The sequence below is a fragment of the Paracoccus sp. Arc7-R13 genome (assembly GCF_004010775.1).
In the GTDB taxonomy this organism is placed as follows: domain Bacteria; phylum Pseudomonadota; class Alphaproteobacteria; order Rhodobacterales; family Rhodobacteraceae; genus Paracoccus; species Paracoccus marcusii.
Window position 1 is genome coordinate 1524951 of the sequence record NZ_CP034810.1, and the last position, 21747, is coordinate 1546697.

General features: G+C 67.6%; 21 protein-coding genes and 2 tRNA genes. 19 read left to right on the forward strand and 4 right to left on the reverse strand.

Translation table 11 applies throughout. The features are described from left to right. Window positions 1-43 precede the first annotated feature (43 nt). From EOJ32_RS07565 to EOJ32_RS07575, 3 genes are all read left to right on the forward strand, one after another. Window positions 44-361: a hypothetical protein gene (locus EOJ32_RS07565; protein WP_127898142.1), complete on the forward strand. Its 318-nt coding sequence runs from the start codon at window positions 44-46 to the stop codon at window positions 359-361. An 85-nt stretch (window positions 362-446) separates the two neighbouring features. Then, complete coding sequence (locus EOJ32_RS07570; RefSeq protein WP_127898143.1) at window positions 447-758, forward strand: ETC complex I subunit; 312 nt, start codon at window positions 447-449, stop codon at window positions 756-758. 72 nt (window positions 759-830) lie between these two features. Continuing rightward, complete coding sequence (locus EOJ32_RS07575) at window positions 831-1745, forward strand: MYG1 family protein (protein ID WP_127898144.1); 915 nt, start codon at window positions 831-833, stop codon at window positions 1743-1745. A gap of 178 nt (window positions 1746-1923) precedes the next feature. Here the strand turns inward: EOJ32_RS07575 and EOJ32_RS07580 are convergent. Both EOJ32_RS07580 and EOJ32_RS07585 read right to left on the reverse strand, forming a co-directional pair. After that, window positions 1924-1998 (reverse strand) — tRNA-Asn (locus EOJ32_RS07580). Between the two features lie 60 nt (window positions 1999-2058). Beyond that, the gene (locus tag EOJ32_RS07585; protein ID WP_127898145.1) at window positions 2059-2919 is read right to left on the reverse strand and encodes an MBL fold metallo-hydrolase; all 861 of its coding nucleotides are present in this window, start codon (window positions 2917-2919) and stop codon (window positions 2059-2061) included. A gap of 34 nt (window positions 2920-2953) precedes the next feature. On the opposite strand from EOJ32_RS07585, the gene EOJ32_RS07590 reads away from it, so the two are divergent. The 5 genes from EOJ32_RS07590 to dusA all read left to right on the forward strand — a co-directional run bounded on the left by EOJ32_RS07590 (window position 2954) and on the right by dusA (window position 8488). Further along, complete coding sequence (locus EOJ32_RS07590; RefSeq protein WP_240542524.1) at window positions 2954-4309, forward strand: ATP-binding protein; 1356 nt, start codon at window positions 2954-2956, stop codon at window positions 4307-4309. A 121-nt stretch (window positions 4310-4430) separates the two neighbouring features. Further along, window positions 4431-6848, forward strand: coding sequence for an endopeptidase La (lon, locus tag EOJ32_RS07595; protein WP_045999536.1), 2418 nt, complete (start codon window positions 4431-4433; stop codon window positions 6846-6848). A gap of 124 nt (window positions 6849-6972) precedes the next feature. Further along, a complete protein-coding gene (locus tag EOJ32_RS07600; RefSeq protein ID WP_045982246.1) occupies window positions 6973-7290 on the forward strand; it encodes a hypothetical protein in 318 nt (105 codons plus the stop codon). Between the two features lie 59 nt (window positions 7291-7349). Continuing rightward, window positions 7350-7424 (forward strand) — tRNA-Val (locus tag EOJ32_RS07605). 74 nt (window positions 7425-7498) lie between these two features. Beyond that, window positions 7499-8488 (forward strand): tRNA dihydrouridine(20/20a) synthase DusA, encoded by a 990-nt coding sequence (gene dusA, locus EOJ32_RS07610; protein WP_127898146.1) that lies wholly within the window; start codon window positions 7499-7501, stop codon window positions 8486-8488. Here dusA and mazG read toward each other — a convergent pair. Then, entirely contained in the window at window positions 8485-9291 is an 807-nt protein-coding gene (gene mazG / locus EOJ32_RS07615) for a nucleoside triphosphate pyrophosphohydrolase (protein ID WP_045981122.1), read from the reverse strand. The genes dusA and mazG overlap by 4 nt on opposite strands. 64 nt (window positions 9292-9355) lie before the next feature. On the opposite strand from mazG, the gene EOJ32_RS07620 reads away from it, so the two are divergent. The 11 genes from EOJ32_RS07620 to ggt all read left to right on the forward strand — a co-directional run bounded on the left by EOJ32_RS07620 (window position 9356) and on the right by ggt (window position 18623). Next, window positions 9356-10522 carry a M20 aminoacylase family protein gene (locus tag EOJ32_RS07620; protein WP_127898147.1) on the forward strand — a complete coding sequence of 389 codons (1167 nt, stop codon included), beginning with the start codon at window positions 9356-9358 and terminating at the stop codon, window positions 10520-10522. 130 nt (window positions 10523-10652) lie between these two features. After that, a complete protein-coding gene (gene yajC / locus EOJ32_RS07625) occupies window positions 10653-10985 on the forward strand; it encodes a preprotein translocase subunit YajC (protein ID WP_045981124.1) in 333 nt (110 codons plus the stop codon). 16 nt (window positions 10986-11001) lie between these two features. Then, entirely contained in the window at window positions 11002-12666 is a 1665-nt protein-coding gene (gene secD / locus EOJ32_RS07630) for a protein translocase subunit SecD (protein WP_045981125.1), read from the forward strand. Window positions 12667-12679: 13 nt separating this feature from the next. Next, window positions 12680-13666, forward strand: a complete 987-nt coding sequence (gene secF, locus EOJ32_RS07635; protein WP_127898148.1) for a protein translocase subunit SecF — start codon at window positions 12680-12682, stop codon at window positions 13664-13666. Continuing rightward, window positions 13666-14022 (forward strand): Mth938-like domain-containing protein, encoded by a 357-nt coding sequence (locus EOJ32_RS07640; protein ID WP_127898149.1) that lies wholly within the window; start codon window positions 13666-13668, stop codon window positions 14020-14022. The genes secF and EOJ32_RS07640 overlap by 1 nt, the downstream gene beginning before the upstream one ends. Continuing rightward, a complete protein-coding gene (gene ccmA / locus EOJ32_RS07645) occupies window positions 14019-14651 on the forward strand; it encodes a heme ABC exporter ATP-binding protein CcmA (RefSeq protein WP_045981128.1) in 633 nt (210 codons plus the stop codon). The genes EOJ32_RS07640 and ccmA overlap by 4 nt, the downstream gene beginning before the upstream one ends. Beyond that, complete coding sequence (gene ccmB / locus EOJ32_RS07650) at window positions 14648-15304, forward strand: heme exporter protein CcmB (protein WP_127898150.1); 657 nt, start codon at window positions 14648-14650, stop codon at window positions 15302-15304. The genes ccmA and ccmB overlap by 4 nt, the downstream gene beginning before the upstream one ends. A 43-nt stretch (window positions 15305-15347) precedes the next feature. Beyond that, window positions 15348-16073 carry a heme ABC transporter permease gene (locus tag EOJ32_RS07655; RefSeq protein ID WP_127898151.1) on the forward strand — a complete coding sequence of 242 codons (726 nt, stop codon included), beginning with the start codon at window positions 15348-15350 and terminating at the stop codon, window positions 16071-16073. Next, entirely contained in the window at window positions 16070-16213 is a 144-nt protein-coding gene (gene ccmD, locus EOJ32_RS07660; RefSeq protein ID WP_045981131.1) for a heme exporter protein CcmD, read from the forward strand. Before EOJ32_RS07655 ends, ccmD begins: the two co-directional genes overlap by 4 nt. Further along, on the forward strand, window positions 16206-16748 hold the full coding sequence (locus tag EOJ32_RS07665; RefSeq protein ID WP_240542525.1) for a DsbE family thiol:disulfide interchange protein: 543 nt from the start codon (window positions 16206-16208) through the stop codon (window positions 16746-16748). Before ccmD ends, EOJ32_RS07665 begins: the two co-directional genes overlap by 8 nt. 69 nt (window positions 16749-16817) lie before the next feature. After that, a complete protein-coding gene (ggt, locus tag EOJ32_RS07670) occupies window positions 16818-18623 on the forward strand; it encodes a gamma-glutamyltransferase (protein ID WP_127898152.1) in 1806 nt (601 codons plus the stop codon). Between the two features lie 155 nt (window positions 18624-18778). On the opposite strand, the gene acnA is transcribed toward ggt, so the two are convergent. Next, complete coding sequence (gene acnA, locus EOJ32_RS07675) at window positions 18779-21559, reverse strand: aconitate hydratase AcnA (RefSeq protein ID WP_127898153.1); 2781 nt, start codon at window positions 21557-21559, stop codon at window positions 18779-18781. Window positions 21560-21747 lie beyond the last annotated feature (188 nt).

The following is a 21747-nucleotide window of genomic DNA, read 5'->3' on the forward strand; positions in this document are numbered from 1 at the left end:
TGGAATGCCAACGTGGGCCATGTTCAGTTGTTCCGGTGGCAAGATGATGAAACATACGGTTTGGGTGGCGATGGTGGCATTCTGGCCCGCCGTCGCGCAATCCTCGACGGACGAGGCATGGGCCGAACTGCGCGACCGCACCGTGGCGGAATGCACACGCCTGGCACAGGACGCGGCGCTCGACGCGGAACTGTCCGTGACCCCGAACGAATTCGGCACCGAGACCCATGCGCTGGCACTGGTCGTCGCCACGCTGCCAGACCTTTCGTCGGAACTGTCGGTCTGCCTGTTGGACAAACAGACCGGCGCGGCGCAGCTGAGCGTTCCGTTCCAGAATCTGCCCGATACCCTGCAGCCCTGACCTGCGTCGGCATGACCGGGGCAGGGGGCTTGATCCGCCGCCCGGATTTGGCGATACAGCGGATAGTCAATCCGAAGGATCACCCATGCCCGTGCGCATCTATCAGCCCGCCCGCACCGCGATGCAGTCCGGTACCGCCAAGACCAAGGGCTGGGTGCTGGAATTCCCGCCCACCGACGCGCGCGAGGTCGATCCGCTGATGGGCTGGACCAGCAGCGGCGATACCCAAAGCCAGGTCCGCCTGCGCTTCGACACCCGGAAGCAGGCCGAGGATTACGCCCGCGATCATGGACTGGAATTCGTGGTGCAGGAACCGCACCGCCGCGGCACGAACATCCGCCCCCGCGGCTATGGCGAGAATTTCGCCACCGACCGCCGCGAGCCCTGGAGCCACTGAGGCCGCATCCGCCATCGACACAAAGCTTTGCTGACCGCCCCCGGGCGGTCATCTGCATTTGAGGGATATTCCATGACAGTCACGCATCTCGTCACCCATTCCGGCGGCTTTCACGCCGATGAGGTCCTGTCCACGGTCATTCTGACCCGGCTGCACCCGCAGGCGCGGATCATGCGGACGCGCGACGCCGACTGGATCACGCCTGCGGAAGGGCGGATCATCTATGACGTGGGCCGCGATTTCGATGCCGCGCGCATGATCTTCGATCACCATCAGAAATCTCCTCCGCTGCGCGACGACGGCCAGCCCTACAGTTCCTTCGGACTGATCTGGCGGCAGTTCGGGCGTGACTACCTGGCCGCGCTGCAGGTGCCCGAAGCAGATCTCGAGGCGATCCACGCGGCGATTGACGTCGACCTGGTGCTGCCCATCGACCTGGTCGACAACGGCGCGCTGTCGCCGACCGGGCCGCTGGCCGATCTGTCCCTGCCGATGCTGCTGGAGAGCCTCAAGCCCGTCTTCGATGACCGCAGCCCCGACGCCGACGACCGTGCCTTTGACGGTGCGGTCGCGATCGCCCGCGCCTTCGTCGAGGCGGCCGTGGCCCGCAAGGCCGCAAAGTATCGCGCCGAGGCCGTCGTGATGGCAGCCATTGCCGCCGCGGGCGACGGCCGGGTGCTGGAACTGCCGATGGGGATGCCGTTTCGCTCCGCCATCACCGCGGCGGGGGCGGACCATCTGCTGTTCGTGATCCATCCGCGGGACACGGACTGGGCGCTGACCGGCATCCGCCGCGACGCGGACGGGTTCGCCTTGCGCGCTGACCTGCCGGCAGCCTGGGCCGGCCTGACCGATGGTGCCTTCGAGGCTGCATCGGGCGTTCCCGGGGCGCGCTTCTGCCACAATGCCCGCTTCATCGCCGTTGCCGCCGATCGCGACGCCGCTTTGCGTCTTGCCGACCTGGCGGTGGCGGCAAGCGAAGTGTGACGGCTGACAGCCGGAACCATTGGACAGCCCTGCGGTCGGAGGACTGCGGGGCGGTCGATTGGATGTGCAAGCTGTCGACCTGAGGGCGCGGCGGAGATTTTCGAAATTGGGAGAATGCTGTGCCGTCTGTCTGGCACCTGTGTGTTTAACCAAACCTACTCAAGAACTTACAGAGGTCTGGCTCCGGCGGTAGGGATCGAACCTACGACCAATTGATTAACAGTCAACTGCTCTACCGCTGAGCTACGCCGGAACACGGGGCGGATATAGCAACCTCGGTCAGGGGCGTCCAGTGGCGTTCTGGGGTTTTTTGTCATCCGGTCGAAAAAACCGTTTCGATCGTCAAAACGCCGGGAAAATCAACGGCTCCGATCTGGGACAGGGCGATCAGATGGGCCAGGACGTTGCGCGTGGCGATGGGAAGGACCGGTTCGGGCACCGCATAGATGCGACGCGCGAGGCCCGCCGCGGAATCGGGCCGGACCCGCAGGGCGGCCAGGATCTGGGACGTGCGGTCGCGGCGGTGCCGCGTCAGTTCCGCGATCCGGTCCTGCGGGGCCGTGATCGCGGGCCCGTGGGTGGGCAGCAGAACACGCGGCGACAGTGCCGCCAGCCGTTCCAGCGAGCGGAAGTATTCCGCCAGGTCCCCATCCGGCGGAGATATCAGCGTCGAGGACCAGCCCATCACCAGGTCGCCGCAGAAGATCCGGTCACCCCATTGGAATGACAGGTGCCCTGCCGCATGACCTGGCGTGTGCCACGCGGTCAGCGACCAGTCGGGCGTGGTGAGCACCTCCTGGTCGCGCAGGTGGCGGTCGGGCGCGAAAGCGTGGTCCAGCCCCTCGCCCCCGCCAAGACCCTCCAGCGCGAGGCGGGACATCAGCGGCGACCGCCCTGCCAGCGCATCGCCGAAGGCCAGCACCGGGGCGCCGGTCAGGCGGGAAAGGCGTGTGGCTCCGGCGCTGTGGTCGCGATGCGCGTGCGTGATCAGGATATGGCTGATGCGGCCGCGGCCGGCGCGGGCGACGGCGTCGATATGGGCGGGATCGTCGGGGCCGGGGTCGATCACCGCGACATGGCTGTCGCCCAGCAGGAAGGTGGTCGTGCCCGGCCCGGTCAGGGGGGACGGATTCGGGGCCAGGATCTGCAGCGGCTCTTTCGCAGGCGGGGTCATGGGGCTAGCCTAGCGCGCAACGCAGGAGGCCGCCATGTCGAACAATGCCGACGCCACGCAGATGCGCAAGCTGGTCCCGCGGGGCCTCTATGCGCGCGCGGCGCTGATCCTGTTCCTGCCGGTCGTGGTGGTGACGACTGTGGTCAGCGTGATGTTCCTGCAGCGCCATTTCGAGGGCGTGACCCGGCAGATGACCGCCAGCATGTCGCACGAGCTGACCTTCGTCGCGCGGCTGATCGACAGTGCCGCGACGCCCGACGCGGCGCGGCGCGCCGGGGTGTCCGTGGCGCGCCCGCTGGAGCTGGAACTGGCGCTGCCGGTCGATCCGCCTGCCGAGGATCGGCGGCTGTTCTACGATTTTTCGGGACGGGTGGTGACCGAGGTGCTGCGCGACGCGCTGCCGCAGGTGATCTCGGTCGATCTGGCCAGCAGCGACCGGCGGGTGTCGGTGGCGCTGGACGGGCCGCACGGACCCTATGCGCTGAGCTTCGAGCGGCGGCGGGTCAGCGCGTCGAACCCGCACCAGCTGCTGGTGCTGATGGTGTTCACGTCGGTCCTGATGACGGGGATCGCGATGATCTTCCTGCGCAATCAACTGCGGCCGATCCGGCGGCTGGCCTATGCGGCCGAGGAATACGGCAAGGGGCGGATCGTGCCCTATCGCCCGTCCGGGGCGGTTGAGCTGCGCAGCGCGGGCACCGCGTTCCTGGACATGCGCAACCGGCTGGAGCGCCAGAACGACCAACGAAAGCTGATGATGTCTGGGATCAGCCACGACCTGCGCACGCCGCTGACGCGGATGAAGCTGGGGCTGTCGATGATCGGGCCCGACATGCCGCCTGAGCCCGGTGACATCAGCGCGATGGAGGCCGACATCGCGGAGATGAACCGCATGGTCGACGGCTTTCTGGACTATGCCCGCGACGACGCGCAGGACAGCGCGCCCCAGCCCATCGCCGCAGCGGGTTTCCTGGAGGGTCTGGTGGCGGACGCGCAACGCGCCGGCCAGCAGGCCAGCCTAGTCCAGTTCGAGGGCGATCGGGACGGGTTGGCCACCTTCCGCCCCGACATGCTGCGCCGCGCGCTGGAGAACCTGATCGGCAACGCGGTGCGTTACGGCAGCCGGGCCGAGATGGACGCCTCGCTTGGCCCGCGCAGCCTGCGGATCGGGATCGAGGATGACGGCCCCGGCATCCCGGAGGACAGCCTGGACGCGGCTATGCGGCCCTTTACCCGGCTGGATCCGTCGCGGCGCAGGAACAGCGCGCAGGGGGCCGGGCTGGGCCTGGCGATCGCCGCGGACGTGGCGCGCGCGCATGGCGGGCAGCTGCGGCTTGGCCGCGGCCCGCGTCTGGGCGGTCTGCGGGCAGAGATTGTCATTCCGCGCTGACGAAATAGGTGGCATTGTTGCGGTCATATTGAACGCGGGGGGCGACACCCCTAGATTGATCGCATGCAGAGGCCGCGCGTCGCCATGACGGGGCCGCGGCTTCGGGCAGAAAGGACATACCATGACGGAATTCACCACCCAGACCTATCCGGTGCTGCCCCTGCGGGATATCGTCGTCTTCCCGCACATGATCGTTCCCTTGTTCGTCGGACGCGAGAAATCGGTCCGCGCGCTGGAGGCCGTGATGGAATCGGACAGCCCGATCCTGTTGGCCGCCCAGAAGGACGCGGCCATCGACGAGCCCACCGAGGAGGGCATCTTCCGCGCCGGTGTTCTGGCCAACGTGCTGCAGTTGCTCAAGCTGCCGGACGGCACCGTGAAGGTGCTGGTCGAGGGCCGCGAGCGTGTCGAGATCACCGACTTCGTGCCCCATGACGACCATTTCATGGCCGAGGCCCGTGTCCTGGACGAGACGATGGGCGATGAGGCCACGGTAGCCGCGCTGGTGCGTACCGTGACCGAGGAGTTCGAGCGTTACGTCAAGGTCCGTAAGAACATCCCCGAGGAGGTCGTGACCGCCGTGTCCGAGGCGTCCGAGCCCGGCAAGCTGGCCGACCTTGTCGCCGGACACATGGGCATCGACCTGGAGCGCAAGCAGGACCTGCTGGACACGCTGGAGGTCGCGGCACGCCTTGAGAAGATCTATGGCCACATGCAGGGAGAGATGTCTGTCCTGCAGGTCGAGAAGAAGATCAAGTCGCGCGTCAAGACCCAGATGGAGAAGACTCAGCGCGAATACTATCTGAACGAGCAGATGAAGGCGATCCAGAAGGAGCTGGGCGATGGCGAGGACGGCCAGAACGAACTGGCCGAGCTGGAGCAGAAGATCGCCGCCACCAAGTTCAGCAAGGAGGCCCGCGATAAGGCCGAGGGCGAGCTGAAGAAGCTGAAGTCGATGTCACCCATGTCGGCCGAGGCGACCGTCAGCCGCAACTACCTGGACTGGCTGCTGTCGCTACCCTGGGGTGTCAAGTCGCGCACCCGCAAGGATCTTGGCCGCGCCGAGGCGATTCTGGACGCGGACCACTATGGTCTGGACAAGGTCAAGGAGCGGATCGTCGAGTATCTGGCCGTGCAGGCCCGCAGCCAGAAGCTGAAGGGCCCGATCCTGACGCTAGTCGGTCCTCCGGGCGTGGGCAAGACCTCGCTTGGACGGTCCATCGCCAAGGCGACGGGGCGCGAGTTCATCCGCATCAGCCTTGGCGGCGTGCGCGACGAGTCCGAGATCCGCGGTCATCGCCGGACCTATATCGGCTCCATGCCGGGCAAGATCATCCAGGCGCTGAAGAAGGCCAAGACGACCAACCCGCTGATCCTTCTGGATGAGATCGACAAGATGGGCCAGGATTTCCGGGGCGATCCGGCATCCGCCATGCTGGAGGTGCTGGATCCGGAACAGAACTCGACCTTCGTGGACCACTATCTTGAGGTGGAATACGATCTGTCGAACGTGATGTTCGTGACCACGGCCAACAGCTACAACATGCCGGGCCCGCTTCTGGACCGCATGGAGATCATCAGCCTGTCGGGCTATACCGAGGATGAAAAGCGAGAGATCGCCAAGGGCCATCTGCTGTCCAAGCAGATCGCCGCGAACGGTCTGCGCAAGGGAGAGTTCAGTGTCTCGGACGAGGCCCTGACCCACATGATCCGGTATTACACCCGCGAGGCCGGGGTTCGCTCGCTGGAGCGTGAGATCGCCAAGCTGGCCCGCAAGGCCGTGACCGAGATCCTGAAGGGCAAGGTCAAATCGGTCGAGGTGACGCCAGAGAAGGTCGAGGAATACCTCGGCGTGCGCCGCCACCGCTATGGCCTGGCCGAGAAGGAGGACCAGGTCGGCGTGGTGACGGGTCTTGCCTGGACCTCGGTCGGGGGCGATCTGCTGCAGATCGAGGCGCTGCGCCTGCCGGGCAAGGGTCGCGTCAAGACCACCGGCAAACTAGGCGAGGTGATGAAGGAATCGATCGACGCGGCGTCCAGCTTCGTGCGCTCGATCGCGCCGGATATCGGGGTCAGGCCCCCGGAGTTCGACAAGCGCGACATCCACGTCCACGTCCCGGAGGGCGCCACGCCCAAGGATGGTCCGTCGGCGGGCATCGCCATGGTAACCTCGGTCGTGTCGGTCATGACCGGCATCGCGGTCCGCAAGGACATCGCCATGACCGGCGAGGTGACGCTGCGCGGCAATGTGCTGGCCATTGGCGGGCTGAAGGAAAAGCTGCTGGCGGCCCTGCGTGGCGGCATCAAGACGGTGCTGATCCCGCAGGACAATGAAAAGGATCTGGTCGAGATCCCGGACAACGTCAAACAGGGCCTGACCATCATTCCGGTCAGCAACGTGCGCGAGGTTCTGCGCCACGCCCTGGTGCGCCAACCCAAGGCCATCGAGTGGGACGAGGCCGCCGAAGAGGCGGCCGAGGCCGCGCGGCTAGCCAACCATCGCGGCAGCGATGGGCAGGGCAGCGCCGTCGCGCACTGACAGGGAGAGGGCCGGGGCGATCCCCGGCCCTTTTTCCATGGCGCGGGCGGGCGTTAACAAAGATTGACGCAACGTCAAATCGCGCTAGGCTGATCCCATCATTGCCTGACGGGGGGGAACAGCAATGCCAGCCGAAATCATCGGGGCCGACGGCCCGACGCCCGTGCTGCACGATCCGCATGTGGCGATCGTCGTTCAGAAGCGAGACTTCATCGACCGGGTCGTGGCCGCGACGGGCGCCCGGCGCACCGATGCGCGCCCGATCATCGAGGCGACGCTGGCGCAGCTTGGCATCGTCCTGTCCGCCGGGCACACCCTTGCGGTACCGCCCCTGGGGCGGGCGCGAATCAATCTGGAGCGTGACGCCCGCGGCGGCGATGTCATCACGCTGCGGCTGCGCCGCCGTGCCCCCCACCGGCCTGATGGCGTGGAAAACAGCTAGGCGAAACGCGCATCGCCCTCTTGCAACCGGCTGCGGCTGGCGGTAATGACCAGCCCGACGGGTGATTAGCTCAGTGGTAGAGCGCTTCGTTCACATCGAAGATGTCAGGGGTTCAAATCCCTTATCACCCACCATTTCCCTTGCCGGTTTGCGCTTTTCGCCGCGGGCGCCTATATCGGCGGCCTTGACCCGCAATCCCGGACCGCCCATGCCCGACCCGATCAGTGATGCCGCGCGCCTTTCGGTCGCGCCGATGATGGACTGGACCGACCGCAACTGTCGGCGGTTCCACCGGCTGATGTCGCGCCGTGCGCTGCTGTACACCGAGATGGTGACCGCGCCGGCGATCATCCACGGCGACCGGCCGCGCCTGCTGGATCATGACGCCGCCGAACACCCGGTGGCGCTGCAATTGGGCGGATCGGACCCTGCGGAACTGGCCCAGGCCACGCGCCTGGCCGCCCCCTGGGGTTATGACGAGATCAACCTGAACTGCGGCTGTCCAAGCGACCGGGTGCAGTCCGGCGCCTTTGGCGCAATCCTGATGACCACGCCGCAGGTGGTCGCCGATTGCGTGGCGGCCATGCAGGACGCCAGCGCCGTGCCCGTGACCGTCAAGTGCCGCATCGGGGTGGACGACCAGCAGGCCGAACAGGTGCTGCCCGAGTTTCTGGACATGCTGCAGCGCACGGGCGGCATCCGGCGGGTGACGATCCACGCGCGCAAGGCCTGGCTCAAGGGCCTGAGCCCCAAGGAAAACCGCGAGGTCCCGCCGCTGGACTATCCGCTGGTCCACGCGATGAAGGCGCAGTTCCCGGCGCTGCATCTGTCGATCAACGGCGGCATCGCGACGCTGGATCAGGCCCGTGACCAGCTTGCTGTGATGGACGGGGCGATGATCGGCCGCGCGGCCTATCACGAACCGTGGAACATCCTGGGCGGCGCGGATGCGCTGTGGGGCGACGTTCCGCCCTTTGCCGCCCCGGCCGAGGTCGCCGTGGCGATGCGCCCGATGATCGTCGATCACATCGCCAAAGGCGGGCGGCTGCACCAGTTCACGCGGCACATGCTGGGCCTGTTCCACGGCCAGCCCGGCGCCCGCGCCTGGAAGCGCACCCTGTCCGAGGGGGCGTCCAAGGGCGGGATCGAGGTCTATGACGCGGCCCTGGCGCAGGTGACCGAGGCCGCGCCGGCCTAACCGGCGGTCTTCTCCGCGACCTTGGCCGCGTTCCACAGGCGGTCCATCTCGGCCAGGTCGCTGTCCTCGGGGCGGCGGCCGTCGGCGGCCAGCGCGGCCTCGATGGCAGCAAAGCGGCGCGTGAACTTGGCGTTGGCGCGGCGCAGGGCCAGTTCGGGGTCGATCTTCAGGTGGCGGCCCAGATTGGCCATGACGAACAGCAGGTCGCCGAACTCCTCCTCCATCGCGTCGGGGCCCAGGGTGTCGCGGGCCTCGACCAACTCGGCCGTTTCCTCGGTGATCTTGTCCAGGACATCCGCAGGGCCGGGCCAGTCAAACCCCACGCGCGCCGCCCGGTTCTGCAGCTTAAGTGCCCGCGTCAGCGCGGGCAGACCCAGGGCAACCCCGTCCAGCGTGCCGCGTTCGGCCTTGCCGGCCCGTTCGACGGCCTTGATCGCCTCCCAGTCCTTGACCTGCTGTTCGGCGGACTTGTCGCGGGATTCGTCGCCGAAGACATGCGGATGCCGGAAGATCAGCTTGTCGCTGATCGCGGCGGCACAGTCGGCGAAATCGAACATCCCGGCCTCGCGCGCCATCTGGGCGTGAAACACCACCTGAAGCAGCAGGTCGCCCAGCTCTCCGGGCAGCTCGTCCCAGGCTTGGCGCTGTATCGCGTCCTCGACCTCGTGGGCCTCCTCGATCGTGTAGGGCGCGATCGAAGCGAAGTCCTGTTCGATATCCCAGGGGCAGCCGGTCTTGGGGTCGCGCAGGGCGGCCATGATGTCCAGCAGACGCGTGATCTGCGCGGCGGGGTCGAGGGTCATTGCAATTCCCTTCGTCAGGCGGAAGATGGCCCATCGACTGCCACAGCATAAGGCCCAAGTCCACATGCCCGTTCTGAACCGCATCGCCGATTTCGCAGATCAGATGACCGAATGGCGCCGCCACCTGCACCAGCATCCCGAACTGGGCTTCGACTGCGGCCAGACCGCCGCGTTCGTCGCGGCGCGCCTGCGCGAGTTCGACGTGGACGAGATCCACGAGGGGATCGGCCGCACCGGAATCGTGGCGATCATCCGCGGGCAGGGAGAGGGCCCGACCATCGGCCTGCGCGCCGACATGGACGCCCTGCCCATGACCGAGACGACGGGCCTTCCCTGGGCCTCGACCGTGGCGGGGCGGATGCATGCCTGCGGGCATGACGGGCATACGACGATGCTGCTGGGGGCCGCGAAGTACCTGGCCGAGACGCGCAACTTTGCCGGCCGCGTCGCGCTGATCTTCCAGCCCGCCGAGGAGAACGGCGGCGGCGGCGACGCGATGGTCCAGGACGGGATGATGGACCGCTTTGCCATCCAACGCGTCTTTGCGATGCACAACAATCCCGGCCAGCAGACCGGCAGCTTCCAGACCACCCCCGGTCCGATCATGGCCGCCGTCGACACGTTCGAGATCGACGTGCAGGGCCGCGGCGGGCATGGCGCGATGCCGCACCTGACCGCCGACCCGATCGTGGCCGCCGTGGCCGTGGTCGAGGCGATCCAGACGATCAGCAGCCGCAACCATCACACCGCCGACGACCTGGCCCTGTCGGTCACACAGATCCACACCGGCAGCGCCGACAACATCGTGCCGGACACGGCCTATATCTGCGGGACGGTGCGGACCTTTGCGCCGCATGTGCGCGACATGGTGCGCCGCCGCATGACCCAGATCTGCGACGGGCAGGCCCAGGCCTATGACGTGGAGATCCGCCTGAACTATCAGGAAGGCTATCCCGCGACGGTCAACGATGCCGAACAGACCGCCTTTGCCGTGCGCGTCGCCAAGGAGATCGCCGGCCCCGCCAATGTCGATCCCGACGCCGGCCGCGAGATGGGGGCCGAGGATTTCAGCTATATGCTGAACGCGCGGCCCGGCTGCTATCTGTTCCTGGGGCAGGGGGACGGCGCGGGGGTCCATCACCCGGCCTATGACTTCAACGATGCGATCTCTCCGGTCGGGGCCAGCTTCTTCGCGCGGCTGGTCGAACGGGCGCAGCCGGCGCAACCCTGATCACAAGGACGTTCGCCGCCCTTGCCAGCAAGGCGGCGGGCGCTTTCTTGCCAAGGGCGGACAGCGCGGCTAGGTTGCGCGCCAATCCTGACGCGGCCCCGGTCGCGCCCCCAGACCGAAAGGACCCTTGATGTTCGTGACCCCCGCCTATGCCCAAGCCGCCGGCGGCGCCGGTGCCGGTGCTGCATTCGCGCAGTTCATCCCGCTGATCCTGATCTTCGCGATCATGTACTTCCTGATGATCCGCCCCCAGCAGAAGCGTCTGAAGGCACATCGCACGATGGTCGAGAACGTCAAGAAGGGCGACCGCGTCGTCACCCAGGGCGGCATCCTGGGCAAGGTCGTGTCGGTGGGCGAGGACGAGCTGGAGGTCGAGATCGCGACCGGCGTGCGTGTCCGCGTGATCCGCAGCACCCTGGCACAGGTCGTCACCAAGACCGAACCTGTCGCCGCAAACAGCTGAAAAGGCCCTAGCCAAGATGCTTCAGATCGACCGATGGAAGCGCGTCCTGATTTTCGGGATCTGCCTTCTGGGCCTGCTATATGCCTTGCCCAACGCCTTCTACGCCCGCGTCGAGGCGCATAACGATGCCGTGGCCCAGATCGAGGCCACCGGCGTCGAGACGCCCGAACTGGCCGCGGCGCGGGATGGGTGGCCGTCGTGGATGCCGTCGCATCTGGTCAATCTGGGGCTGGACCTGCGCGGCGGCGCCCATCTGCTGGGCGAGGTGCAGGTCGACCAGGTCTACAAGTCGCGCATGGATGCGCTGTGGCCAGAACTGCGCCGCGCGCTGTCGGATGCCCGCGACACCGTCGGATCGGTCCGCCGCGTGGCCTCCCCCGACGGCGTTCTGGCCATCGAGATCGGCAATGCCGACCAGATGGCCGCCGCGACCGAGATCGTGCGCGGATTTTCCACGCCCGTCACCACGCTGACCGGCGCGGGCCAGCAGTCGCTGGCCATCAGCACCCAGGGCGCGACCCTGACCATCCAGCTGTCGGATGCCGAAAAGGCCGTCACCGACGACCGTACGATCCAGCAATCGCTGGAGATCGTGCGCCGCCGCGTCGACGAGGTCGGCACGCGTGAACCCACCATCACCCGCCAGGGCGAGGACCGGATCCTGATCCAGGTGCCGGGCATCGGATCGGCCGCGGAACTCAAGGAGCTGATCGGCACCACCGCGCAGCTGACCTTCAACCCGGTCGTGGGCACCACCGCCGACCCGCAGGCCCAGCCCGGCGTCGGCCAGACGATCGCGCCGTCCATCGACCAGCCGAACCTGTTCTATATCCTGGAGCAAAGCCCCGTCGTCACCGGCGAGGATCTGGTGGACGCCATGCCCGCCAGCGACGAGAACGGCCTGCCTTCGGTCAACTTCCGCTTCAACCCGACGGGGGCGCGGGCGTTCGGGGCCTATACCTCGGCCAATATCGGCCAGCCCTTCGCGATCGTCCTGGACAACGAGGTCATCTCGGCCCCGGTCATCCGCTCGGCGATCACCGGCGGATCGGGCCAGATCTCGGGATCGATGGACTTCGACCAGGCGAACCAGCTGTCGATCCTGCTGCGCGCCGGCGCCCTGCCGGCCGAGCTGACCTTCCTCGAGGAACGCACCATCGGCCCCGAACTGGGCCAGGACAGCATCGAGGCCGGGCGCATTTCGGCCATCGTCGCCACCGGGCTGGTCGCGGCCTACCTGATCGCCAGCTATGGGCTGTTCGGCGTGTTCGCCTCGATCGCGGTCGCGGTCAACGTCATCCTGATCCTGTCGATCATGAGCATGATGGGCGCAACCCTGACCCTGCCGGGCATCGCGGGCATCGTCCTGACGGTGGGTACCGCGGTCGACGCCAACGTCATCATCTTCGAGCGCATCCGCGAGGAGCTGCGCCGCGCCAAGCGACCGTTCCGCGCCATCGAGGACGGCTTCCGCGAAGCGATGAGCGCGATCATGGACGCCAACGTCACCAGCTTCATCGCGGCGGCGGTCATGTTCTATCTGGGCTCGGGCCCGGTCAAGGGCTTTGCCGTCACGCTGACCATCGGTCTGGTCACCTCGGTCTTCACGGCGATCTTCCTGACGCGCCTGATGATCCTCACCTGGCTGGAATGGCGCAAGCCCGTCCAGCTGAACCTGTAAGGGGGACGCAATCATGGCCTTCCGTCTGAAACTGGTCCCCGACGTCACCCGGATCGACTTCTTCCGCTGGCAATGGCTGACCGTCGGGGCGTCCGCCGTGGCGGTGGTCGTGTCGATCCTGGCCACGATCCTCATGGGGCTGAACTACGGCATCGACTTCCGGGGCGGCACGACGATCCGCACCGAAAGCACCACCGCCTTCGACATCGGCGACTATCGCCAAGCGCTGGACGGCATGGGGTTCAGCGACGTCTCGATCACCGAGGTGTTCGACCCGTCCTTCGGGGCCGACCGCCACGTCGCCATGGTCCGCATCGGCACCACGGACGAGGCGGGATCGGTCTCTCCCGAGCAGCTGGCCGAGGTCGAGGCCGCGTTGCAGCAGGTCGATCCGCAGGTGACCTTCGCCTCGGTCGAATCCGTCGGACCCAAGGTGTCGGCCGAACTGATCCGCACCGCCATCATGGCGGTGGCGGCGGCGACCGTGGGCATCCTTCTCTACATCTGGCTGCGGTTCGAATGGCAGTTCGCGGTCGGCGCGGTGGTGTCGCTTCTGCATGACATCATCCTGACCGTCGGCGTCTTCGCGCTGTTCCAGATGAAGTTCGACCTGACGACCATCGCGGCGCTGCTGACGACATTGGGCTTCTCGGTCAACGACACCGTCGTGGTCTTCGACCGGCTGAGGGAGAACCTGATCAAGTTCAAGACGATGAAGCTGATCGACGTCATGAACCTGACCGTGAACGAGACGCTGTCGCGGACCGTCATGACCGCGGTGACCACCGCCATCGCTCTGACCGCGATGCTGGTCCTGGGCGGCGACGTGGTGCGCGGGTTCGTCTTCGCGATGCTGTGGGGCGTGTTCGTGGGCACCTATTCCACGGTCTATGTCGCCAAAAGCGTCGTTCTGTGGCTGGGCGTGAAACGCGACTGGTCCAAGGATGGCGACGGTCCCAAGAAGAACGTGTCCCCCTTCGAGGGCGCCGAGGAGGTCTGATGCCCGCCCTGACGCCCACGGATTTCACCGGCCAGAACGCGGTCGACGGCTATGGACCCGGCTTCTTCCGCATTGCCGGAAAGGTCCAACAGGGTCCGCAGGTGGTCGAGGCCGATCGCGTGACGCCCTGGGGCGGGCTGGACGATCCCGGCCCGCTGCTGGCGCTGGCCGGGCACGTGGACGTGCTGTTCCTGGGCCTCGGGGCGCACGTCGGCTATGCCCCGCGCGACCTGGCGGCGCAGCTGGACGCGCTTGGCGTGCGGGTCGAGGCGATGGCCTCGGCCACCGCGGCACGCACCTACAACGTCACCCTGTCCGAAGGGCGGCGCGTCGCCTGCGCCCTGATCCCCGTGTGAGCCTGCTGGCCGTCCATGACCTTGCCGTCGCGCGCGGAGGTCTGCGGACGGTCGAGGGCGTCAGCTTTGCTCTGGACCCCGGTCAGGCGCTGATCCTGCGCGGCCCGAACGGGCTGGGCAAGACCACGCTGCTGCGCACGGTCGCGGGGCTGCAATCCCCCGTCGCAGGGCGGATCGACATGGCCGACGACGTCGTCGCCTATGCCGCCCATGCCGACGGGCTGAAACCGGCCCTGACGGCGCGCGAGAACCTGACATTCTGGGCGCGGGTCTTTGGCGGGCAGGGCGTCGATCGGGCCTTGGCCGCGATGGACCTGACCACGCTGGCCACGCGTCCCGCCGCGGCGCTGTCGGCGGGGCAGAAACGCAGACTGGGGCTGGCGCGACTGCTGGTCACAGGCCGTCCGCTGTGGGTGCTGGACGAGCCGACGGTGTCGCTGGATGCCGCCTCGGTCGCGCGCTTCGCGCAGGTGGTGGCCGACCATCTGGGGCAGGGCGGTGCGGCGCTGATCGCCACGCATATCGACCTGACCCTGCCGCAGGCGCGCGTCCTGGACCTGACCCCGTTCCGCGCCCGGCCCGGCGCGCCCGTCGCGCGGCCGTCCGGCTTCAACGAGGCGTTCGGATGATCGCGCTCTTGATCCGCGACCTGCGTCTGGCCACGCGGGCGGGCGGCGGATTCGGCCTGGGCGTCGCGTTCTTCCTGATCCTGTCGGCGCTGGTGCCCTTTGGTGTCGGTCCGGACCGCGCCACGCTGGCCCCCGTGGCGCCGGGCATCCTGTGGGTCGGGGCGCTGCTGGCATGCCTTCTGTCGCTGGATCGCATCTTTGCGCTGGATCACGAGGACGGCAGCCTGGACCTGCTGGCCACCGCCCCCCTGCCGCTGGAGGGGGCGGTCGCGATCAAGGCTCTGGCCCATTGGATCACCACCGGCCTGCCGCTGGTGCTGGCCGCCCCGATCTTCGGGCTGCTGCTGCACCTGCCGCTGCAGGCCGTGCCGGCGCTGGTGCTGTCGCTGGCCCTGGGCACGCCGGCGCTGTCGATGCTGGGGGCCTTCGGGGCGGCGATCACCGTCGGTCTGCGCCGGGGGGGGCTGCTTTTGTCGCTGTTGGTCCTGCCGCTGTATATCCCCACACTGATCTTCGGCGCCGAGATCACCCGCCGCGGGGTCGAGGGGCAGGCCATCGGCACGCCGCTGGTGTTCCTGGCGGGCATCACGCTGGCGGTGCTGGCGCTGATCCCGCTGGCGGCAGCGGCGGCGCTGCGCGTCAATCTGCGGTGAGACGCCCTTGAGGGCGCGGGGAAAACAGGGAATACACGGACACATGTCGATCTGGGAATACGCAAACCCCGCCAAGTTCATGCGCACCACCGAAGGGGCCTTGCCCTGGCTGGTCGGCAGCGCCGCGATCTGCTGCGTGGGCGGGGTGGTCTGGGGCTTCATGACGCCCGAGGATTTCCGCCAGGGATCGACGGTCAAGATTGTCTTCCTGCACGTGCCCGCCGCGATGATGGCCATCAACATCTGGGTGATGATGCTGGTCGCGTCGCTGATCTGGATCATCCGCCGCCACCATGTCAGCGCGCTGGCCGCCCGGGCCGCGGCCCCCATCGGGGCGGTGATGACACTGATCGCGCTGGCGACCGGGGCCATCTGGGGTCAACCGATGTGGGGGACGTGGTGGGAATGGGACCCGCGCCTGACCTCGTTCCTGATCCTGTTCCTGTTCTACATCGGCTATATCGCGCTCTGGGCATCGGTCGAGGATCCCGACAGCGCCGCCGACCTGACGGGCGTACTGTGCCTGGTGGGGTCGGTCTTTGCCCTGCTGTCACGCTATGCGGTGCTGTTCTGGAACCAAGGCCTGCACCAGGGCGCCAGCCTGTCCGTCGCCCCGGGAGAGCGGATGTCGGCCGTCTATCGCCACCCGCTGTACCTGTCGATGCTGGGGTTCTTCCTGCTGACGCTGGCGCTGATCCTGATCCGCACCCGAACCGAAATCCGCAAGCGCCGCCTGGCCGCGCTGCAAGCCAGGGAGATGCGCGCATGATCGATCTTGGACGGTATGCCGGCACCGTGCTGGCCGCCTATGGGGTCAGCATCGTGCTGATCGCGGGGCTGGTCTGGCACACCGTCGCGGCCAATGCCCGCGCCCGCCGCGCCCTGCAGGAGTTCGAGCGCAATGGCTAGGATCGCGCCGCTGATGCTGCTGCCCCCGCTGGCCTTCGCGGCGCTGGCCGCGACCTTCCTGTGGGGCATGAACCGCGATGATCCTGGCAGCGTACCGTCGGCCATGATCGGGCGTCAGGCGCCGCCCGTGCCGGCCACGACGCTGCCCGGCAAGACCCAGCTGACCGACGCGATGCTGCGCGAGCCGGGGGTCAAGCTGGTGAACTTCTGGGCCAGCTGGTGCCCGCCCTGCCGGATCGAACATCCGACCCTGATGGCGCTGTCCGCACAGCTGCCCGTCTATGGCGTCGATCTGCGCGATGTCGAGGCCAACGCGCTGCAGTTCCTGTCTGCCGACGGCGACCCCTTCGCGGCGCTGGCGACCGATCCGCGCGGACGGGCAGCCATCGACTGGGGCGTGACCGCGCCGCCGGAAACCTTCATCGTCGATGGCGACGGGACGGTTCTGTACCGGTTCGCCGGCCCGCTGGTCGATGCCGATTACCAGACGCGATTCCTGCCGGAACTGGAACGCGCATTGGCCGACCAGGACTAGGCCGCTTGCACCCAGTCCCCTTGCGCGACATGCTGACCCAAAGGCACGCACAAATAAGGGAGACGGCAGATGACACGGACAGGTCTGGCACTGGCGCTGCTGATGGGCAGCACCACCTGGGGCATGGCCCAGCAGGCGACCGATGCGATCGCGCCCGAGGCCGCGTCGGGCACGCAGGTCGCGACCGAAGGCTTTGGTGATCTGACGCAGGCCGCCCGCGACGGGCTGGCCGCCAAGGCCGAGGGTCGCCCGGTTACCGCCCCCGACTGGATGATCAGCGCCGCCCACCCGCTGGCCGTGCAGGCCGGCGCCCGCGTGTTGGAACAGGGCGGCAGCGCGGCCGACGCGATGGTCGCGGTCCAGGTCGTGCTGGGCCTGGTGGAACCGCAAAGCTCCGGCTTGGGCGGCGGGGCGTTTCTTGTCTGGTACGACGCCGCCACGGGCGAGGTGACCACGCTGGACGGCCGAGAGACCGCACCGATGGCCGTGACCCCCACGCTGTTCCAGGATGACGAGGGTCAGCCGCTGGACTTCATGGAGGCGGTGGTGGGCGGTCGGTCCGTCGGTACCCCCGGCACGCCGCGCCTGTTGGAGACCGCGCACCGCAAATGGGGTCGCGCCAACTGGGCCGGGCTGTTCCAGGACGGCATCGATCTGGCCCAGAACGGGTTCACGGTGTCGCCGCGGCTGGCCTCGCTGGTCGCGTCCGAAGGCGATGCCCTGGCCCGCTATCCGGCGACGACGGACTATTTCTTTCCGGGCGGTCAACCCGTCGCGCAGGGGGCGACGCTGACCAACCCCGCCTATGCCGACACGCTGCGGGCGCTGGCCCGCGACGGTGCGGATGCCTTCTATGACGGTCCCATCGCGGACCAGATCGTCGCGGCGGTCCGCGGGGCCGAGGATAATCCCGGCCTTTTGACGCGGTCAGACCTGTCGGCCTATCGCGTCGTGGAGCGTCCGGCGGTCTGCGTCGAGTATCGCGATCACGACGTCTGCGGCATGGGGCCGCCGTCCTCCGGGGGGCTGACGGTGGGGCAGATCCTGGGGATGCTGGGCGGCTATGACCTGGCTTCGCTTGGCGCCGAAAGCCCCGAGGCGTGGCGCCTGCTCGGCGACGCCTCGCGACTGGCCTTCGCCGATCGGGGCCGCTTCATGGCGGATGCCGATCATGTGGCTATGCCGACCCAAGGGTTGATCGACCCGGCCTATCTGGACGAACGCGCCGCCCTGCTGCAGGGCGACGACAGCCTGCCCGAGGTCAGCGCCGGCCAGCCTAGGTGGAGCCATGCCGCCCTGTGGGGCCAGGACAGCGCGCTGGAACTGCCCTCGACCACCCATATCTCGATCGTGGATGGCGACGGGAATGCGCTGTCGATGACCACCACCATCGAGAACGGTTTCGGATCGCGGGTGATGGCGGCGGGGTTCCTGCTGAACAACGAGCTGACCGATTTCAGCTTCGAGACGCATGATGCGGACGGCTGGCCCATCGCCAATGCCATCGCGCCGGGCAAGCGGCCGCGGTCGTCGATGGCGCCGACCATCGTGCTGAAGGACGACGCCCCGGTGATGGTGATCGGATCGCCGGGCGGCAGCCGCATCATCGGCTATGTCGCGCGGGCGATCGTGGCGCATCTGGACTGGGGTCTGGACATCCAGGCCGCCGTGGCCGGGCCGAACCTGGTGAACCGTTTCGGCCCGATGGACGTCGAGGCGGGGCTGCCCGCGGCCTTGACCGACGGGTTGACCGCGATGGGGTTCGAGCTGAACGAGACCGAGCTGACGTCGGGCCTGCAGGGGATCGTGATCACCCCCGACGGGTTGCAGGGCGGCGCCGACCCGCGCCGCGAGGGTGTCGCCATCGGCGGCTGATCCGCGCCGGGCGGGGGGCTGTCCGCGCGTCGGTCCTCGCGGGGCTTCCGGCAGCAAAGATGCCCGCCCCGCCGTGGTCGGCGCCCATCTTGGCCTTGGTCATGAAAAAACCCCCGGCGCGGTGCCGGGGGTTTCCTTTTCGCAGCGCGGGCCGATCAGGCGGCGGCGAGGTTGCGCAGCACATAGTGCAGCACGCCACCGTTCTTCAGATAGTCGATCTCGACCTCGGTATCGACGCGGGCCTTCAGCTGGATCGTCTTCTCGGCGCCGTCGGCGTACTTGATCGTGCAGGGTACCATCGACAGCGGCTTGAAGTCGCCGGCCAGCCCCTCGATCGTCACGACCTCGTCGCCGGTCAGGTTCAGCGAATGGCGGGTGTCGCCATTGGTGAACTCGAACGGGATGACGCCCATGCCGACCAGGTTCGACCGGTGGATCCGCTCGAAGGATTCCGCGACCACGGCCTTGACGCCCAGCAGGTTGGTGCCCTTGGCCGCCCAGTCACGCGACGAACCTGCGCCGTATTCCTTGCCGCCGAAGATCACCAACGGGGTGTCCTGTTCGACATAGGACATCGCGGCGTCATAGATTGCAGCCTGGTTGCCCGACGCGTCCTTGGAGTAGCCGCCCTCGACCCCGTCCAGCATCTCGTTGCGGATGCGGATGTTGGCGAAGGTGCCGCGCATCATGATCTCGTGGTTGCCGCGGCGCGAGCCGTAGCTGTTGAAATCGCGCGGCGAGACCTGGCGCTCCGTCAGGTACTTGCCTGCCGGGGTGGTGGGCTTGAACGAACCTGCGGGGCTGATGTGGTCGGTCGTGATCATGTCGCCCAGCAGCGCCAGGACGCGGGCGCCCTTGACGTCGCTGATCGTGCCCGCATCCTTGGACATGCCCTGGAAATAGGGCGGGTTCTGGATGTAGGTCGACGAGGCCGGCCAGTCATAGGTCTCGCTGTCGGTGATCTCGACGCCCTGCCAGCGCTCGTCGCCCTTGAAGACGTCGGCGTATTTCGCCTGGAACATCTCGCGGGTGACGATGGTGTCGACCAGGTCCGCGACCTCCTTGGAGGTGGGCCAGATGTCCTTCAGATAGACCGGCTTGCCCTCGGGCGTGTGCGCCAGCGGGTCCTTGGTCACGTCGATGTTCATGTCGCCCGCGATGGCATAGGCCACGACCAGCGGGGGGCTGGCCAGATAGTTCGCACGGACGTCCGGGCTGATGCGCCCTTCGAAGTTGCGGTTGCCCGACAGGACCGACACGGCGACCAGGTCGTTGTCGTTCACGGCCTTCGAGATCTCGGGCTGCAGCGGGCCCGAGTTGCCGATGCAAGTGGTGCAGCCGAAGCCCACCAGGTTGAAGCCCAGGGCGTCCAGGTCTTCCTGCAGGTTCGCAGCCTTGAGGTATTCCTCGACCACCTGCGAGCCGGGTGCCAGCGAGGTCTTGACCCAGGGCTTGCGGGTCAGGCCCAGGGCGCGCGCCTTGCGGGCGACCAGGCCCGCGGCCATCAGCACATAGGGGTTCGACGTGTTGGTGCAGGAGGTGATCGACGCGATCACGACCGAACCGTCACGCAGGGTATAGTCCTCGCCCTCGACGGCACCGCTGTTCAGCTGGCCGTGGCTGCCGCCGGGGATTTCCTCGGGCGCGGGATCGGGGGATCCGGCTTCCTCGGTCATCTCCGCCTTCTCCTCGGCCGGGACGGACGGTGCCGGGCGGATGCCGCGGATGTATTCACCGAAGGCGGTCGCGGCCTCGGTCAGGGGGACGTGGTCCTGCGGGCGCTTGGGCCCCGAGATCGCCGGGACGACCGTGCTCTGGTCCAGCTCCAGCGTCGAGGAGTAGACGGGCGCATAGTCCGCCGTGCGCCAGAAGCCGTTCTCCTTGGCATAGGCCTCGACCAGGGCGATGCGGTCCTCCTCGCGACCGGTCTGGCGCAGATAGCGCAGCGTCTCGTCGTCGATCGGGAAGAAGCCGCAGGTGGCGCCGTATTCGGGGGCCATGTTGGCGATGGTCGCACGGTCGGCCAGCGGCATGTGGTCCAGCCCCTCGCCGTAGAACTCGACGAACTTGCCGACGACGCCGTGGGCGCGCAGCATCTGGGTGACCTTCAGCACCAGGTCGGTGGCGGTGACGCCCTCGCGCAGCGCGCCGGTGACCTTGAAGCCCACGACCTCGGGGATCAGCATAGAGATCGGCTGGCCCAGCATCGCGGCCTCGGCCTCGATCCCGCCCACGCCCCAGCCCAGGACGGCCAGGCCGTTGACCATGGTGGTGTGGCTGTCGGTGCCGACCAGCGTGTCGGGATAGGCGACGGTCTTGCCGTTCTGGTCCGTGTCGGTCCAGACGGTCTGGGCCAGATATTCCAAGTTCACCTGGTGGCAGATGCCGGTGCCGGGCGGGACCACGCGGAAGTTGTTGAACGCCTTCTGGCCCCATTTCAGGAACGTGTAACGCTCCATGTTGCGCTCGTATTCCAGTTCGACGTTGCGCTGGAAGGCGCGGGGGGTGCCGAATTCGTCGATCATGACCGAGTGGTCGATGACCAGGTCGACCGGGTTCAGCGGGTTGATCTGTTGCGGGTCGCCGCCAAGCGCCTTGATGCCGTCGCGCATCGCGGCCAGGTCGACCACCGCCGGAACGCCGGTGAAGTCCTGCATCAGCACGCGGGCCGGGCGATAGGCGATCTCGCGGCTGGACTTGCCGCCGTCGGCGGCCCATTGCGCGAATGCCTTGACGTCGTCGACGGACACGGTGCGGCCGTCATCCTCGAAGCGCAGCATGTTCTCCAGCACGACCTTCAGCGCGGCCGGCAGTTTCGAAAAGTCGCCAAGCCCCGCCTCGGTGGCGGCGGCGATCGAGTAATAGTCGACGCTCTGCGCGCCCGCGCTCAGCGTGCGGCGCGTCTTGGCGGTGTCGGTTCCGGTCTGGATGGGCATCAAGGCCTCCCTGTCTGCAAGAATGGATGGGTCCGGCGTGTGCCTTGCTTTGCCCCATCGGGGGGCATCGCGCAAGGGTTGCGTCACGAATTGTATGCGATTGCATACCATCTTTCGCGCTGTTGCTCAAGAGGCACGCATCGGTCCGTCGCACGCGCTGACGAAGCCTTGATTTGGTGTTTCACCGC

Coding starts and splice junctions, on each gene's coding strand:
- EOJ32_RS07565 (WP_127898142.1), top strand. CDS start 44: ATGATGAAACATACGGTTTGGGTGGCGATGGTGGCATTCTGGCCCGCC.
- EOJ32_RS07570 (WP_127898143.1), top strand. CDS start 447: ATGCCCGTGCGCATCTATCAGCCCGCCCGCACCGCGATGCAGTCCGGT.
- EOJ32_RS07575 (WP_127898144.1), top strand. CDS start 831: ATGACAGTCACGCATCTCGTCACCCATTCCGGCGGCTTTCACGCCGAT.
- EOJ32_RS07585 (WP_127898145.1), bottom strand. CDS start 2,919: ATGACCCCGCCTGCGAAAGAGCCGCTGCAGATCCTGGCCCCGAATCCG.
- EOJ32_RS07590 (WP_240542524.1), top strand. CDS start 2,954: ATGTCGAACAATGCCGACGCCACGCAGATGCGCAAGCTGGTCCCGCGG.
- lon (WP_045999536.1), top strand. CDS start 4,431: ATGACGGAATTCACCACCCAGACCTATCCGGTGCTGCCCCTGCGGGAT.
- EOJ32_RS07600 (WP_045982246.1), top strand. CDS start 6,973: ATGCCAGCCGAAATCATCGGGGCCGACGGCCCGACGCCCGTGCTGCAC.
- dusA (WP_127898146.1), top strand. CDS start 7,499: ATGCCCGACCCGATCAGTGATGCCGCGCGCCTTTCGGTCGCGCCGATG.
- mazG (WP_045981122.1), bottom strand. CDS start 9,291: ATGACCCTCGACCCCGCCGCGCAGATCACGCGTCTGCTGGACATCATG.
- EOJ32_RS07620 (WP_127898147.1), top strand. CDS start 9,356: ATGCCCGTTCTGAACCGCATCGCCGATTTCGCAGATCAGATGACCGAA.
- yajC (WP_045981124.1), top strand. CDS start 10,653: ATGTTCGTGACCCCCGCCTATGCCCAAGCCGCCGGCGGCGCCGGTGCC.
- secD (WP_045981125.1), top strand. CDS start 11,002: ATGCTTCAGATCGACCGATGGAAGCGCGTCCTGATTTTCGGGATCTGC.
- secF (WP_127898148.1), top strand. CDS start 12,680: ATGGCCTTCCGTCTGAAACTGGTCCCCGACGTCACCCGGATCGACTTC.
- EOJ32_RS07640 (WP_127898149.1), top strand. CDS start 13,666: ATGCCCGCCCTGACGCCCACGGATTTCACCGGCCAGAACGCGGTCGAC.
- ccmB (WP_127898150.1), top strand. CDS start 14,648: ATGATCGCGCTCTTGATCCGCGACCTGCGTCTGGCCACGCGGGCGGGC.
- EOJ32_RS07655 (WP_127898151.1), top strand. CDS start 15,348: ATGTCGATCTGGGAATACGCAAACCCCGCCAAGTTCATGCGCACCACC.
- ccmD (WP_045981131.1), top strand. CDS start 16,070: ATGATCGATCTTGGACGGTATGCCGGCACCGTGCTGGCCGCCTATGGG.
- EOJ32_RS07665 (WP_240542525.1), top strand. CDS start 16,206: ATGGCTAGGATCGCGCCGCTGATGCTGCTGCCCCCGCTGGCCTTCGCG.
- ggt (WP_127898152.1), top strand. CDS start 16,818: ATGACACGGACAGGTCTGGCACTGGCGCTGCTGATGGGCAGCACCACC.
- acnA (WP_127898153.1), bottom strand. CDS start 21,559: ATGCCCATCCAGACCGGAACCGACACCGCCAAGACGCGCCGCACGCTG.